Annotated in this window: 11 protein-coding genes; 3 read left to right on the plus strand and 8 right to left on the minus strand. The window is 39.7% G+C overall.

Going from position 1 to position 16,914, the window contains the following annotated elements:
* The first annotated feature begins 38 nt into the window (after window positions 1-38).
* Both ACYVM0_RS23645 and ACYVM0_RS23650 read left to right on the plus strand, forming a co-directional pair.
* Complete coding sequence (locus ACYVM0_RS23645; RefSeq protein WP_460561316.1) at window positions 39-1,280, plus strand: DUF1015 domain-containing protein; 1,242 nt, start codon at window positions 39-41, stop codon at window positions 1,278-1,280.
* Window positions 1,281-1,536: 256 nt separating this feature from the next.
* A complete protein-coding gene (locus ACYVM0_RS23650) occupies window positions 1,537-2,544 on the plus strand; it encodes a tetratricopeptide repeat protein (RefSeq protein WP_460561318.1) in 1,008 nt (335 codons plus the stop codon).
* A gap of 15 nt (window positions 2,545-2,559) precedes the next feature.
* Here ACYVM0_RS23650 and ACYVM0_RS23655 read toward each other — a convergent pair whose 3' ends face one another.
* Window positions 2,560-5,238 (minus strand): T9SS type A sorting domain-containing protein, encoded by a 2,679-nt coding sequence (locus tag ACYVM0_RS23655; RefSeq protein WP_460561320.1) that lies wholly within the window; start codon window positions 5,236-5,238, stop codon window positions 2,560-2,562.
* Between the two features lie 345 nt (window positions 5,239-5,583).
* On the opposite strand from ACYVM0_RS23655, the gene ACYVM0_RS23660 reads away from it, so the two are divergent.
* Window positions 5,584-7,371 carry an AMP-dependent synthetase/ligase gene (locus ACYVM0_RS23660; RefSeq protein ID WP_460561322.1) on the plus strand — a complete coding sequence of 596 codons (1,788 nt, stop codon included), beginning with the start codon at window positions 5,584-5,586 and terminating at the stop codon, window positions 7,369-7,371.
* Between the two features lie 79 nt (window positions 7,372-7,450).
* Here the strand turns inward: ACYVM0_RS23660 and ACYVM0_RS23665 are convergent, their stop codons facing one another.
* The 7 genes from ACYVM0_RS23665 to ACYVM0_RS23695 form a co-directional block, all read right to left on the minus strand.
* The gene (locus ACYVM0_RS23665) at window positions 7,451-9,613 is read right to left on the minus strand and encodes a right-handed parallel beta-helix repeat-containing protein (protein ID WP_460561324.1); all 2,163 of its coding nucleotides are present in this window, start codon (window positions 9,611-9,613) and stop codon (window positions 7,451-7,453) included.
* A gap of 383 nt (window positions 9,614-9,996) precedes the next feature.
* Complete coding sequence (locus ACYVM0_RS23670) at window positions 9,997-10,626, minus strand: response regulator transcription factor (RefSeq protein ID WP_460561326.1); 630 nt, start codon at window positions 10,624-10,626, stop codon at window positions 9,997-9,999.
* 23 nt (window positions 10,627-10,649) lie between these two features.
* Window positions 10,650-12,443, minus strand: coding sequence for a sensor histidine kinase (locus ACYVM0_RS23675; protein WP_460561328.1), 1,794 nt, complete (start codon window positions 12,441-12,443; stop codon window positions 10,650-10,652).
* A gap of 435 nt (window positions 12,444-12,878) precedes the next feature.
* Window positions 12,879-13,508, minus strand: coding sequence for a response regulator transcription factor (locus ACYVM0_RS23680; RefSeq protein WP_460561330.1), 630 nt, complete (start codon window positions 13,506-13,508; stop codon window positions 12,879-12,881).
* A gap of 51 nt (window positions 13,509-13,559) precedes the next feature.
* Window positions 13,560-15,740 (minus strand): PAS domain-containing sensor histidine kinase, encoded by a 2,181-nt coding sequence (locus ACYVM0_RS23685; protein WP_460561332.1) that lies wholly within the window; start codon window positions 15,738-15,740, stop codon window positions 13,560-13,562.
* Window positions 15,706-16,119 (minus strand): response regulator, encoded by a 414-nt coding sequence (locus ACYVM0_RS23690; protein ID WP_460561333.1) that lies wholly within the window; start codon window positions 16,117-16,119, stop codon window positions 15,706-15,708. Before ACYVM0_RS23690 ends, ACYVM0_RS23685 begins: the two co-directional genes overlap by 35 nt.
* A gap of 146 nt (window positions 16,120-16,265) precedes the next feature.
* Window positions 16,266-16,904 (minus strand): response regulator transcription factor, encoded by a 639-nt coding sequence (locus ACYVM0_RS23695; RefSeq protein WP_460561335.1) that lies wholly within the window; start codon window positions 16,902-16,904, stop codon window positions 16,266-16,268.
* Between the last annotated feature and the right edge of the window lie 10 nt (window positions 16,905-16,914).

Consider the following 16,914-nt stretch of genomic DNA (forward strand, 5'->3'; position numbering starts at 1 on the left):
TATATACTAATTTTAACGTCCCCTAACAGTTAAATACAATGGTAACAATAGCACCCTTTAAAGCACTCAGGCCCGAAGCACAACTTGCGAAGCAGGTCGCTTCACGCCCGTATGATGTACTCAGCAGCAAAGAAGCAAAGATAGAAGCGCAGGGAAACCCGGCCAGTTTCTTACACATCACCAAAAGTGAAATTGACCTTCCTGAAACTACCGATATTCACTCGCAGGAAGTATATCTTAAAGCCAAAGAAAATTTAGATGCTTTTGCCAGCCGTAATATTTTATTCAGGGAAAGTAAACCCTGCTATTATATTTACCAGCTTATCATGAATGGTAAAAGCCAGACCGGACTGGTTTGTGGCAGCAGTGTAAATGATTACGAAAATGACCTGATAAAAAAACATGAATTTACAAGGCCTGAAAAAGAACAGGACAGGATCAATCATATTAAAACCACCGGCGCACAAACCGGCAATGTATTTTTAGCCTACAAAAATGTGGCTGCTATTGACGCATTGATCAACGACTGGAAAAAAGAACGCAGCCCGGTATATGATTTTATTGCTGATGATGGAATACAACACAGTGTTTGGACAATCAATGATACAGCTACTATCAGCCGCATTACGCAATTATTTAAAGAGCTGGTACCGGTTACCTATATTGCCGATGGCCATCACCGTGCCGCTTCTGCAGCTAAAGTGCGTAAGGCGTTAGGCGAGCAGGCAACTGAAGGTGCTGATTATTTTCTGACTACCTTATTTCCTTCGGATCAATTGCACATTATGGATTATAACCGTGTGATACAAGACCTGAACGGACTAACTGCAGATGAATTTGTAATGCAGGTAAAAAATAATTTTACTGTAGAAAAAATAAATGAAGCACTGGCTCCCGCCAAACTGCATGAGTTTGGCATGTACCTCAATAATCAGTGGTATAAATTAACTGCCAGAGAAAATACATTTACTACCGATCCTATCGGCATTTTAGATATCACTATTCTTTCCAATAATTTATTAGAGCCTGTGTTGGGCATTAAAGACCAACGCACCGATAAACGTATTGATTTTGTAGGCGGTATACGTGGCCTGGGCGAATTGGAGAAAAGAGTGAACAGCGGCGAAATGGCTGTGGCATTCAGTTTACACCCGGTAACCATTCAGCAATTGTTCGACATTGCCGATAGTGGTAATGTAATGCCGCCAAAAAGTACCTGGTTTGAACCTAAACTGAGAGACGGATTGCTTACTCATTTGATTGATGCGCCGGAAGCCTGAATGCATGGAACACGGATGACACTGACCGGATAGATTTTATATGATTTTTTTACGCAAGAGTTTATTCAATCGTATAGCGGCTTTATTTTGGATGGACACAGATGATCCTGTTTCGCAGAATGCCAGATTACCAAAATAATCCAATTATTATGCAATGGAGAATAAAAACCCGTGAGTATCCGTTCAACCCGAGTCATCCTTGTGCAAAAAAACGGATTAACTTTTTGTGTATTTATTTTAGCTATACCTTTAATACATGATAAAGAAGTTTATTTTTTCTTTTTTTATTTTATCGATTGCGTTTACAGCAACTGCACAGGATGCGGCACAATTGCATGAAACTGCAAGAACATTTATGCGCCAGGGCGATTATGCCAATGCCATTTTAGTATTGAACCGGGCTACCAAACTGGACCCTAAAAATATAGAGATACTGAAAGACCTGGGCCTCAATTATTACTTTTCAAAAGATTATACCAAAGCACTCGAGATCTATAAACCGCTTTTAGACAGGCCGGATGCTGATGACCAAACCTTCCAGGTGGCCGGTGATATTTACCTGGCAACAGATAATCCTAAAGAATGCGAAAAAGTGTATAAAAGAGGCTTGAAACAGTTTCCGCAAAGCGGCGCTTTGTATAACGAACTGGGCGAATTACTCTGGGCACAAAAAGATTATACCGCAATTAAACAATGGGAAAAAGGTATTCAATCTGATCCGGGTTTTTCTAAAAATTATTACAACGCCTGCAAATATTATTATTTTACCACCGATAAAACCTGGAGCATTTTATATGGCGAGATCTTTTTAAATATTGAACCCTCCAGTACCTTATCTCCCGAAATAAAAAATATTTTATTAGAGAGCTATAAAAAATTATTTGCCGACCCCAACCTGGAAAATGAAAAAAATAACCCTGAAAAAAATACGTTTACGCAGGCCTTTTTGCAAACCATGAACAAGCAAAGCAACCTGGCCGCCAGTGGTATCAACACCGAATCGCTGACGATGATAAGGACTCGTTTTATACTGGATTGGTTTACTGATTTTGGCAATAAATTTCCTTTTAAACTTTTTGAACTGCAGCGCCAGTTATTACAGGAAGGCATGTTTGATGCCTATAACCAATGGATATTTACCGCTGCACAAAATTTACCCGCCTATCAAAACTGGATCAACCTGAATACCGATGAATATAATGAGCTGACCCGTTTTCAGCGGGGTCGTATTTTTAAAATTCCATCAGGGCAGTATTATCATTAAGCCTGCAGATTATTATTACCGGGCAATAATAATCTGCCTGGTTATTGATTTTTTATCTGAAGTAAGCAGTATGGAATAAATACCATCCGGCAAATGTGATACCTTGATTTGCTTTTTATTTTCGTTCTTAACCTCATCGCTCAGTAGCAGTTGTCCTTTACTGTTACATAAGCTTATTTTAAAATTATTTTTGTCTGAATTAAATACTATAGTTACCACATCTGAAGCTGGTTGCGGAAATACAGTAACCTCCATTGCATCTGGTATGCAATAATTAATCATCCGGATATTACTGTAACTCAATCTTCCATCCATGTCTACTTGTTTTAAACGGTAGTATGCTTTAATCCAATTGTTATCCTTATCTGTAAAGTTGTAATTTTTTATTTGTGAACTATTTCCTGCGGCAACAATTTTAGCAATGGAATTAAATACAGCTGCGTCATTACTCTTTTCTATTTCAAAATATGCATTGTTGATTTCCGATGCAGTACTCCAGGAAATAATTGAATTACCATTATTGCAATTAACATCAAAAGTCAATAAGGTTACCGGCAAAACTATGGTATTGAAATTTACGCCAAACTCACTGGTATTACCTGAAGCATCAGTGGCGGTAGAGGTTAGCGGAGTAACTGTGGTTACCCCTTTACCCGAAACATCAATAGTACCGGAAAAATTGCCGTTGGCATCAGTAGTTAAAGTACCCAAATAAGTTTGTCCTTCGCCATGGCCAACATTTATTCCGTCACCTAAAAACTTTTCGCCATTTTGATCAGCAGGAATATTGTTAGCTATAAAAATCTCCACTTTGGCATTTGCAAATAAGGATTGTCCTGCGGCAGAACCAACAAAACCCGTAATGGTTAAATTATTACCAGATAATGTTGAAGTGGAAATAATCGGGTAGTCAATAAACAAATTAGGGTCTGTTACCGAACCTGCGCTGGCTTTAAGCCCATCATTGGCAGTAACCCCATAAGTTGGCAAAGCCCCTGCCGCCAAATCAATGCCAAGGCCGCCATTGTTGTAAATGCTATTTTGAGATATTTGTACGTTGGCGGTTTGAAAAGTTGAGTTGATATTATTTCCCGGTTCCAGTGTAATACCAGCCAGTGTGTTATTAGTTACTGTATTATTCATTATTAAACTGTTGGTGGCATTACGTATACGGATGCCAATGGCCAAATTGGGTGCTGCAGTAGTATTATCATTACAAATACCCACTTTATTATTTAAAATCTGCAAACCGGTATTGTTTACCGGGCTGGCAGTAAGTTTAGAAGCTTGTATTGCGGAAGTTGTAATATTACCCACTACGTTTTCAATATATTTAGAATTTACGGCACATTGAATGGCAATACCAATTCTTGCACCCAATACACTTGTACCATTGGCACCAATGCCAATATAATTGCCCCTGATGGTATTGGTAACACTGTTTTTGGTGGCATCATGCGGTACATCCCACACTCCTATACCTGTAATTGAAGTGCCGCTAACGGCAGTGCTGATTATGTTGCGAAATGTACTATTGGTAATTTCGGATGTGTTGCACCCAACAAAATTTCCATAGCCCCGGGTCAATATCGCTGCTTCATTAATCCTGTTGGTAGCTGTATTTCCATCCGGGAGGGTGCCAAAATAATTACCCGTTACCATATTGTTGCCCGGGGCCCGGCAAAGAGTGCTATTATAGGGAGCATTACCCTGACCTGGTAGATAATTGTAGGCTACCTGTACACCATCACGTCCATCAGCCACCACATTTCTTTCGATTACATCACTTATGCCATCGCCATTTGTACCTACAACGGTTCTCACACAGTTCTCAAGAAAAAATGCCGGATTTGCAATGGTGCCATTACCGGTGGGTAAATAGTTTATTTGCGTTATTCCATCTGCCGCAAGCCCTACCCAGTTGCCGGCTATTGTACAATCATCCAGTCCATCCAGTCTTATAGTTGATACACCGGAGTTACTAATTACCATCAGGTTACCTTCATTAGCATCGTTTGCGCCATCACCATCTGTACCGATTATTACCCTGCTTGCACTAGATACACCAAGGGCATCCGGTATGCCAAAGGCATGAACAAATCCGTTAATAGTGTTAGCAGGAGTTGGAGATACAATGGTACCCGCTGCAGTTACATTTTGAAAACAACCCTGTATTTTTATGTTGGTATAAGTATTGTTTACAGCACTGCCAAATCTTGCTCCTATTGTTAGAAAAGAGATATTGCTTGTGGCAGAAGAAGCCATGCAAACAAAGCCCCTGAATACAATATTGCTAGCCTGGATGGACATAACATAAGTGTTGGGAATATTAATGCCATCAATTTTTATCCCATATATCCGGGAGGCAAATGTACCAGCACCGGCATAGGAACCAGGCTGGGTATAGCCATCAATATTTACATTATTGTGTGTTAATGTGGGTAGACTAGTCAGTGGAAAAATAACCTGCAACCCTGCACCGGCTATATTAAAATCAATAATATGCGGGCCTGCAGCTGTAGCTGCGTTTACATCTACAATTGCCTGCCTTAGTGTACCTGTACCGGCACCTACAGCCGGGTTAACACCTCCGTTATCGCCTGTGTTGGTAACTGTATAATTAGTAGCTTTTGCCGTAAAAAAAACGGGGCCCAACAAGGCAACAATTAAAAATCTAACCAGATTTTTTTTCATTTTATTTTTTAAAATAATGGGTAAATAACAGCGATGTACGCACGTTGGTTTTGCAAGAAAAAGATGGATATTAATATTATTTAGTTGCATGATAAAGCAGGCATGCGGTATAAAAAGTATTAAAAGGGAAACTGGTAATTTTAAAAAGAATTACTTTTCCGGCAACTTTAAATGTATTTATATAAGTTTTGTTTAACAGCGTTAAAGAAAAGTGTTAACAGCATGCTTAAAGTTCCTTTTTACTCTTTCATTAATTAAACGATAAATAGTTTGTCAATTTTTTCATTATCTTGTTTTAAATTGCTTTTATATTTAGCATAAGGCAGTGGAATAAAACGATTGCATATGAATGAGAACTCGAGGATATTTGATTGCATTGCTTACCAGCTAAGCAACTTTCCTAAAAAAGATATGCTGGCTGCCAAGGAAAATGGCGCATGGAAAACCTATAGCACACAGGATGTACAGGATACTGTAAATAAACTTAGCGCAGGGCTATTACAGTTGGGTGTTAGTGGCAACAATATGACCATTGAGCAGCAGGATAAAATTGCACTCATATCAAAAAACCGCCCCGAATGGTTAATGCTGGATATGGCCTGCCAGCAGATAGGCGCTGCACTTTGTCCTATTTACCCCACCACCAATGTAAATGAACTGGAATTTATTTTTAATGATGCCGAAGTAAAATATGTTTTTATCAGCGGACAGGATATCCTGGATAAAGTAAATAATGTTCGCAATAAAGTGCCCAGTCTTAAAAATGTGTACAGTTTTGATAATTTACATGGTGTTGATTACTGGGAAAAAATCACAACTAATGCAGGTGCTGCTGACTTTGCAAAACTGGAGGCGGTGAGAGCCACTATTTTGCCGCAACATTGCGCTACCATTATTTACACTTCGGGCACTACGGGTACGCCTAAGGGTGTTATGCTTAGCCACCGTAATATTGTAAGCAATGTAATGAACTCAAAAAAAATGTTTCCGTTTGAAGATAATGTGAATGGACGGGCATTAAGTTTTTTACCGCTCAATCATATTTTTGAGCGTATGGTAAGTTATATCTACATCACCAGCGGCAATTCTATTTATTATGCCGAAAGCCTGGACACTATTGCTGAAAATTTAAAAGAAGTAAAACCCACTTTATTCTGCACCGTACCCCGTTTGCTTGAAAAAGTGTATGAAAAAATAATGGCCAGGGGTGCCGAGCAAACCGGTATCAAAAGAAAATTATTTTACTGGGCAGTTGCATTGGGAGATAAATACGATAATCAGCGCAGTGGCGGCCTCTGGTACAACCTGCAATTGGCTATTGCCAATAAATTAGTATTCAGCAAATGGCGTGAAGGCCTGGGTGGCAATATTGAAACCCTGGTTACCGGCGGCGCTGCCTGCCAGGTAAGGCTGATACGAATTTTTACTGCTGCTAAAATACCTATTTATGAAGGTTACGGGCCTACCGAAAACAGCCCGGTTATAAGTGTGAATTGCAAAGGGAAAGAAGGAACAAAATTTGGAACGGTTGGCCTGGTGATAGCGGGGCAGGAAGTAAAACTGGAAGCTGATGGCGAGATATGCGTAAAAGGCCCGAGTGTAATGATGGGATATTATAAACGCCCTGATCTTACCGCAGAAACTATAATTGACGGCTGGCTGCACACAGGTGATATTGGTATTTTTGAAGATGGCAAATATTTAAAAATCACCGACCGCAAAAAAGAACTTTTTAAAACCAGCGGCGGCAAATATGTGGCGCCACAGCCTATTGAAAATAAAATGAAGGAATCGCCATTTGTAGAGCAAATGATGATTGTGGGTGCCGAACAAAAATTTGTAGGCGCATTGATCGTTCCCTCTGTACCTAATTTAAAAGAATGGATGCAACACAAAGGCATAAAATTTACTACCATAGAAGATGCGGTACACAATCCAAAAGTTTTAGACCTGTACCGTGAACTGATCGATTCTTTCAATACTTTTTTTAACCACGTGGAGCAGGTGAAAAAATTTGAATTACTGCCTTACGAATGGACCATCGACAGTGGTGAACTAACACCCACTTTAAAATTGAAACGTAAAGTAATTATGGAAAAGTATAAGGCTGCCATAGACAGAATTTATAGCTAAAATTATATTGTAAAAAAGGGTTTCAAGACTGAAACCCTTTTACCATTAAAACTAATCCATACTTAAAACTGAATCCATACTAGTTTCCCAGTACATTCTTTACAATCATTTCGCCTGCAACAGCCAGTTTGATATAATAAATACCTGTTGCTATAGATGGTGTATTTGTATTTATCGTGTTCATACCTTTTTGCAGCTGCATCGTTTCGTTTATAAATATTCTTCCGCCTGCATCAAATAATGACAGCGTTACTTTTTGATTTTGTGTACTTGCCACAGTTAGTGCCAAATTTTTATTGCCGGCAGATAATTGTGTTTTTGTAATACTCAGCGACTGGTCTTTTTTATTCATCACTGCAACGGTATTGCTGTAATCTTTACTGGCATCTTTATCCAGCATTACCAGGCGGTAATAATTTACACCGGCAATGGGGCTGGCATCAGTAAAATTATAACTGAGTTCTGATGAACTGAAGCCTGCTGCACTTACCCTGCCAATGGCGGTAAAGTGCTGGCCATCGCTGCTTCTTTCAATACTGAAATAATCGCTGTTGCTTTCGGTGGCTGTTTTCCATTGCAATATATTTTTACCAGCTTTTTCTGCAGCCGTAAAGTCGAGTAATTTAACCGGCAGAATAATGCTGCCAAATTCTGCAAAGCCTTTATCAGGCGCCGCACCTGTATAAGGCAAGCCAACATATACCCCATTATCTATACAAGGTGATAAAGCCTGTAAGTGAAAATCAGTAGCTGAAACAAAGAGCGGAACAACACTGATATTATTGCTATTAGTGTAGTTAGTTGGTACCACACCATTAAAGGTGGGATTGTTGCTGTTGCCGTTATTGTAGGTATTGTTGTTCTGGATATATACCGAATCCATACCTATAGCACCGCCCTGCACCATAAAGCCGCTGAGTATGTTCATGATGATATTGTTCTTGATGCTGATGTTCCTGGCAGTGCCTGCATTTAAGGCACCAAAATTTATACCCCACCACGGAGCAGAGCCTGCTGTGGCCACCATGGTATTGTTAAGTACATTAAAGTTGTTGATGCTGAAGTCGCCTGCATTGCTGAAAACACCGATGAGGCCGCCGGTGTTCTGCGCCATGGTAATATTGGTAAGCAGGTTCTTGCGGATGGTAACATCTTTAACCATATCACCCGAACGGGGATTAAATTCAATACCGTGTGCTTTTTTATCAATGGTATTGTTTTCAATGATGGCACCATCGGTACCATATTCCAGCACAATGCCACTTTCTATCCAGGTGTTTAAAGTGGTTTGCTTAATTATATTATCGTGTATCCATACACTATAGGCATAACCGTTTTTAGTTTGAAAGTTAAGATCGATAGAACCACCGGTAATGGTATTGCCATAGATCTCTAATCCTGATTCATTGAACAGTTCAATGGCAAAATTCCAGCCGGTATTACCCGAAGAGTTGCCCATAGGTATTTTATTGAGGGTATTGTTATAGATTTTACAGCCTTTGAGGTAACCTTCGTTCCAGCCTTTAATGGGCCAGCCATTGTAGCCTTCGGGCCTGCTGGTTTGTGAGATGGTATTGTTGTAGATCAACATACCATCCTGCCCGCCGATATTTAAACAACCACGGCCATAGGCACCGGTTGATAAATTATAGGCTGCACAATTGGTAATGGTATTGTTATAAAAGCTGTTACCTGTTGCATAAATGGTGGGCGGCGCACCATTGCCATCATTGCGGCCGCCGAATAAAATACCACGGTCTTTAAAATCCACCATGGTAATATCATGTATACTCACGTTGCTACGGCCACCAACATAAATACCCCAGAAGGTGGAGAGATTTTGTCCGTCGAATTTTACAAAGGAAATGTGCTGGTTGCCATTGGTACCTTCTGCTGAGCGCAGGGATAACATTTCTGTCCAGTCGGCAGTTAAACTGCTTTTAAGTATTGAGGTAGCGCCATCGCCTTCAATGCTTACGCCTGGTTTTAAAGCGCATTGCAATGTTTCAATGTAGGTGCCTGCATTTACATGGATGATGTCGCCCACACCAGCAACAGTGTTAGTGGCTTTGTACAACGTTTTCCATGGATTAGCGCTGGTGCCGGTGCCGGTAGCATCATTACCCGAAGGGCTGATGTAGTAAGTAGTGGCAGAAGCTGTAAGGGCAAAACAAAAAATCAAGGTGAAGAGTGCGGCAAAAGAGCGCATAACTCTCCTGGTAGAAAGATGATTGGATTTCATTTTAATTTTTTTAGCTTTAAATGGATATTGTAATTACCCGGCGATGGTGGCACCTGATAATCAGCTGTAAATTCTTTGTCAAAAGTAAAATGCTGCAGGCCGGCGTTTACCCCCAAGTATACAGACTATACCCTCCAATTTTTGTGGGGTTAACCCGGTAGTGAATACCTTGTAAATAAAATGTAATTACTATGCGCCGGATATAATGTGCAGAGCTAGTACACCGGATCTGCTTTAGCAGAATATAGTTCAGGTACAAATAAAAAATTACCCGGCAATTGATATGGTGATCAATTTAAACCGGGTAAGATAAACAGGATAAATTTTCTTTATGGTTACAGGCAGAACAGGAAATAGTTTAACGGATATATTTTTTACTGGTATTACAACAGCTGGTTTTCGATGGCGTATTTGGTAATATCAGCGTTTGATCTTAACCCTGTCTTAGTCATAATCCTTCTGCGGTAAGTACTCACGGTGGTTACACTCAGTGATAATTTTTCTGCAATATCAGCAACAGATTTACCTGAAGCCAGTAAGCGCATTACATCAAACTCCCGGTTACTTAAATATTCATACGATAATTTACTAAAATCAGCATCAATATAATTCACCAGTTGTTCAATTACATAAGGAGAGAAATATTTTTTTCCCTGCAATACTTTTTCAATTGCATTTAACAGCACTTCGCTTGCAACATCTTTGCTTAAATAACCCGAAGCACCTGATTTTAAAACCCTGATGGCATAATGTTCTTCGGGATGAATACTGAAAAAAAGCACCGGCAGATCAGGAAAGACACCCCGTATTTGTTTCAATGCATCCAGGCCATTTCTGCCCGGCATATTGATATCTGATATCACAACATCCCAGCTGGCGGTCATTACTTTATCAATCAGGCTTTCTGCTTCTGCCACTTCTTCAATACATATTTCCCCGAAATGATCCGTTAGTAATTGTATCAATCCTTTTCTTACTACAATATGGTCGTCTGCTATTAATATGCGTAACATGTTTAAGGTTTTAAATTACTGGCTTAATAAGGTATGTTAATGAGTAGTTTACATCCGCTACCGGGGCTGCTTTCAATTACAACTTCGCCATTAAAAGATTCTACCCTGTTTATAATGTTTGAGATACCAATACCGTCTCTTTTTTTATTTACATCAAAGCCGTTACCATCATCCGATACCACAACATTTAAAATATGATTCTTTGCTTTTACCGAAATGTTTACAGTAGCTGCACTGGCATACTTCATTATGTTGTTGGTTTGTTCCTGTAAAATGCGGTAGATATTTAATTTAAGTTCATCTTCCAGGCACTCATCTATTATTTTATATTCAAAACAGGTTTTTATGGCAGTACTCTTAAACATAGTATCTACCAGTGTCTGCAGCAGATCTTCCAGGTTTATATTTTGTTTTGGGGTAACGCTTCGTTTGGTGAGCAAACGAATTTCTGTCATGGTTTTTTCAATCAGTTGAATAGGATATTGCAGCACTTCCCTTACCCGTGCATTGCCGTTACCGGCCACAGATAAATATAATTTGGTACCGGCCAGCATCTGGTTGATATTATCGTGCAGCTCTTCTCCCATATGCCGCCTTTCCTTTTCCTGTGCGTTTAAAATAGCCCTCGTAATTTTTTTCTGCTCTTCTACTTTCTGATGCATCAGGGCTTTTTTCATCATCCTGAAATCCTGCTCGGTTTTTTTACGGTCGCTAATATCAATATGCATCATTACCACCTTAGGGGAGTTGTCTGCAAATTTTGTTATTCGCAGTAAAAACCAGCTCCTGTCATTTTGCAGATCGCAGGGATATTCCATTTCAAAAACGGGCTGCTCCCCATTCATTACTTTATAAAAACCATCCAGCGCTTTTGCCGCAAGTATTTCTCCATTACCTATCGATCTTTTACAAACCTCTATATAGTTACTACCAACACCGGTACGTTCCAAAAGGCAGGCTCCTTGCTTATCAGAAAAATCTTCCCATGCCTTGTTTACCGAAATAATTGCACCACCCTGTTCCACCACAGCTATATGTGAACTGATAGAAGTTAAAATACTTTTATTAAATACTTCACTTTCCTTTAATGCGGCTTCCGCTTTTTTTCGTTCCGTTATATCCCGTACAATTGCCTGGATATTTCCTCCCAATACCATCTGTGCCCTTACTTCTGCATAAAATAAACTGCCGTCTTTACGTTTGTAAATTCTTTCTACCAGTAAAGGATTGCCATCGGCTAAACTGGTTATGCGTAAGGGCATCTTATCAATAAATTGCTCCGGAATAATATCTACTATGTTTAATTGCAGCAGGCTCTCAATATCGTAACCCAGCATTTTGGCACCACTGGTATTAACAGAAACAAAATCTCCTTTTAAATTGAATAAAAAAATTCCGTCAGCTGCCTGCTCAATCAGATTCCTGTATTTTTCTTCGCTCAGCCTTTCCCTGTTCTTTTGTTCAGATACTTCTATCAGCATACTAACCACACCGGTCAGGTGCCCATCGGCATTAACCAAAGGAGAAGAGTAAGGGCTTACATGGCGCATACTGCCATCCGGTCTTTGTACAATCAGCTCTTCCCCATGCACCAGCCTGCCTTCACGTAAAGCAATAGCCATGGGATGCTGATCAACAGGCAGGTGGCCCCCGTTTTTATCAAAAATCTTCCATGAGCCACACCAGAGGTCTTTACCTACAACCGGTTCCCTACCCCACAGGTTAACTGCAGCTGTATTGTAGCTCTTTATAAATCCCTTCTGATCGCAGGTGTAAATCGCATCAGGTGAGTTTTGAATAATGTTTTGGTTTTTCATTTTTTAGTTTTAAATGGATATTGCAATTGTCCGGCGATGGTAACACCCGGGTAATCTTTGGTAAATGCTGAGTCAAAAATAAATTTGTACAGGCCGGTATTTACCCCCAATTATAGAGGCTATACCCTCCAATTTTTGCGGGATATAGCAGGCATACCATAATTGGGTACTAATGCATGAGGCTTAAATTATTTCCCGGTAAGATATACGGCGTATTGAAGTGGAATGAATGCTATTTTACAGATTATACGCAGGAGGTACAAACTGCAGGAGGCCTGCCGGGGTTAAGGCTTTTTAAAATAGTGTAAATAAAAAAATACCCGGCAATTGATATGGTGATCAATTTAAACCGGGTAAAATAAACAGGATAAATTTCTTTGTGGTTACAAGTGGAATAAGGAACGGTTTTCCGGATGTATATTTTTTCAGCCCTTATTACAACAGCTGGTTTTCAATGGCGTATTTGGTAATGTCGGAGTTTGACCTTAAACCTGTTTTAGTCATAATCCTTGTACGATAAGTACTCACAGTAGTTACACTCAGGGATAATTTTTCTGCAATATCAGAAACAGATTTACCTGAAGCCAGTAAGCGCATTACATCAAACTCCCGGTTACTTAAATATTCATACGATAATTTACTAAGGTCTGCATCAATATGATTGGCCAGTTGTTCAATTACATAAGAAGAAAAATATTTTTTTCCCTGCAATACTTTTTCTACCGCATTTACCAGCTCTTCGCTTGCAGAGTCTTTGCTTAAATAACCCGAAGCACCTGATTTTAAAACCCTGATGGCATAATGTTCTTCGGGATGAATACTGAGGATCAGCACCGGCAGATCAGGGAAAATACCGCGTATTTGTTTCAATGCATCCAGGCCACTTCTGCCCGGCATATTGATATCTGATATCACAACATCCCAGCTGGCGGTCATTACTTTATCAATCAGGCTTTCTGCTTCTGCCACTTCTTCAATACATATTTCCCTGAAATGATCCATCAGTATTTGTCTCAATCCTTTTCTTACTACGGTGTGGTCGTCTGCAATTAATATGCGTAACATGTTTAAGGTTTTTATAGTTAACCAACCAATGATTGGTTTTAAATTACTGGCTTAGTAAGGTATTTTAATGAGTAGTTTACATCCGTTACCGGGGCTGCTTTTAATTACAACCTCGCCGTTAAAAGATTCTACCCTGTTTATGATATTAGAGATGCCGATACCTTCTCTTTTTTTATTTACATCAAAGCCATTGCCATCATCCGATACCACAACATTTAAAATATGGTTATTTGCTTTTACCGAAATGTTTACATTAGCTGCACTGGCATGCTTCATTATGTTGTTGGTTTGTTCCTGTAAAATGCGGTAGATGTTTAGTTTAAGTTCATCTTCCAGGCACTCATCTACTATTTTATATTCAAAACAGGTTTTTATGGCTGTGCTCTTAAACATAGTATCTACCAATGTTTGCAGCAGATCTTCCAGGTTTATATTTTGTTTTGGGGTAACGCTTCGTTTGGTGAGCAAGCGAATTTCTGTCATGGTTTCTTCAATCAGTTGAATAGGATATTGCAGGGCTTCCTTTAATTGGGCATTGCCATTACCGGCCACAGATAAATATAATTTAGTACCGGCCAGCATCTGGTTGATATTATCGTGCAGCTCTTCTCCCATATACCGCCTTTCCTTTTCCTGTGCATTTAAAATAGCCCTCGTAATTTTTTTCTGCTCCTCTACTTTCTGATGCATCAGGGCTTTTTTCATCATCCTGAAATCCTGCTCGGTTTTTTTACGGTCGCTAATATCCTGCATGGCACCTATCATTCGTACAGGTTTTCCGTTATCGTCAAAAATTACAGAGGCCCTGTCAAATATGTATTTATAAGTTCCGTTTTCGCAACGAAAACGGTATTCCATCTGAAAGTGTTGTGCCTTATTGCTGAATATTTTTTCCAGTGCTGCAGAAACAGCAGGTAAATCATCGGGATGAATATTTTTTTTCCACCAGTCTTCCAGGTTTGCTATTTCATCAGTTTCATAGCCGAACATTTGTGTAATACCATCGTTGTATCTTATCCGGTGGTTTGCAATATCCCAATCCCAGATGGTATCACTGGTAGCTTTGGCCAGCATATCATAACGCTCCAGTGCCAGGTGCATTGAAGCTGCAGCCTCTACTCTTGCCGTAATATCAATGTGCATCATCACTACTTTGGGAGAGTTATCAGCAAACTTTGTTATCCTTAATAAGAACCAATGTTTTTTATTTTGCAGATCGCAGGGATATTCCATTTCAAAAACAGGCTGCTCCCCATTCATTACTTTATAAAAACCATCCAGCGCTTTTGCCGCCAGCATTTCTCCATTACCTATCGATCTTTTACAAACCTCTATATAGTTACTACCAACACCGGTACGTTCCAAAAGGCAGGCTCCTTGCTTATCAGAAAAATCTTCCCATGCCTTGTTTACCGAAATAATTGCACCACCCTGTTCCACCACAGCTATATGTGAACTGATAGAAGTTAAAATACTTTTATTAAATACTTCACTTTCCTTTAATGCGGCTTCTGCTTTTTTTCGTTCCGTTATATCCCGTACAATTGCCTGGATATTTCCTCCCAATACCATCTGTGCCCTTACTTCTGCATAAAATAAACTGCCGTCTTTACGTTTGTAAATTCTTTCTACCAGTAAAGGATTGCCATCGGCTAAACTGGTTATGCGTAAAGGCATCTTATCAATAAATTGCTCCGGAATAATATCTACTATGTTTAATTGCAGCAGGCTCTCAATATCGTAACCCAGCATTTTGGCACCACTGGTATTAACAGAAACAAAGTCCCCTTTTAAATTGAATAAAAAAATTCCGTCGGCTGCCTGCTCAATCAGGTTCCTGTATTTTTCTTCGCTCAGCCTTTCCCTGTTCTTTTGTTCAGATACTTCTATCAGCATACTAACCACACCCGTCAGGTGCCCATCGGCATTAACCAAAGGAGAAGAGTAAGGACTTACATGACGCAAACTGCCATCCGGCCTTTGCACAATCAGTTCTTCACCATGCACCAGCCTGCCTTCACGTAAAGCAATAGCCATGGGATGCTGATCAACAGGCAGGTGGCCCCCGTTTTTATCAAAAATCTTCCATGAGCCGCACCAGAGGTCTTTACCTACAACCGGTTCTCTGCCCCACAGGTTAACTGCAGCTGTATTGTAGCTCTTTATAAATCCCTTCTGATCGCAGGTGTAAATCGCATCAGCAGAGTTTTGAATAATGTTTTGGTTTTTCATTGCCTGGTTTAAAATTTCCTTTACGAACTATAATATCCATTATCTCGGGTAGCTTTTCAAACTCATGATATTTGTCAAGAATGAAATCAACACCAATAGAGTTACATTTTAATTGCTTTTGATGATCGTCTGCATTAACCAAAACAACAATAGCGGTTTTGGCAGCTGCTTTTTTTATGTCTTGTAACAGGTTAATTGAAGTAGCCCCGGGCATACACATATCCAGCAATACTACGTTTGGTTGCACTTCTTCAAAAAGTGTAACTGCCTTACTATGTTCTATCGTTTGATAAATGTTTGAAGCATTGCCGGTTTCTAAAAGTAAGTTCCGAATCCGTCCACCTATCAGTAAAGATTCTTCTACAATTAAAACTGTCATTGGGTTAGTATTTCTTTTACATCCCAAAGAACCAACAAAAGCAGGTCCTGTAAAATAGTGTTAGCAGCCTTACTACAGTAGTAGTAAAGAATTAGCATATGTAGTAGTTATACTATAAAAGGAGCAATAAAAAACTACAATTGTGTTTACTGTTCTATATCAGAAATTATGTGGTGCGATAATGCATACCGTGTAAGATCGGAATTGGTGGATAAATTGAGTTTTTCCATGATCCTGCTGCGATAGGTGCTAATAGTGGTTAGTGCAAGAGACAGGGAGTCGGCTATTTGTGTAACTGTTCTTCCCAGGGCCAGTAATTTAAATATTTCAAATTCCCTGTTGGTAAGCAGTTCATGTGGTTTTTTTATATCATCGCCACTGGTTAATAGTTTTTCTGCAATTTCTGCAGTGATATATTTTTTTCCTAAAGAGATGCGCTGTACTGCCGTAATCAATTCATCCGGCGCCGAGTTTTTATTAAGATATCCTGCAGCACCTGCTTTTAAAACCCTTACGGCATACAGGTCTTCGGCATATATACTCAGTATTAACACCGGTAAATGTGGCTTTATCAGCTTTATCTGTTCCAGCGCTTCCAGCCCGCTGCGGCCGGGCATATCAAGGTCGGATATTACAAGGTCCCAGTCGTGCTGCATTACCTGCTTAATCAGGGCTTCGCCATCACTTACCTGCGTAATTTCTACTGCCGGGTATTCATCTTTAAGCAATTGAATAAGTCCGAGCCTTATAAAACTATGGTCGTCAGCTAAAATTATCCGTTTCATAATACAAGTA

It is taken from the genome of Ferruginibacter profundus (assembly GCF_054783275.1).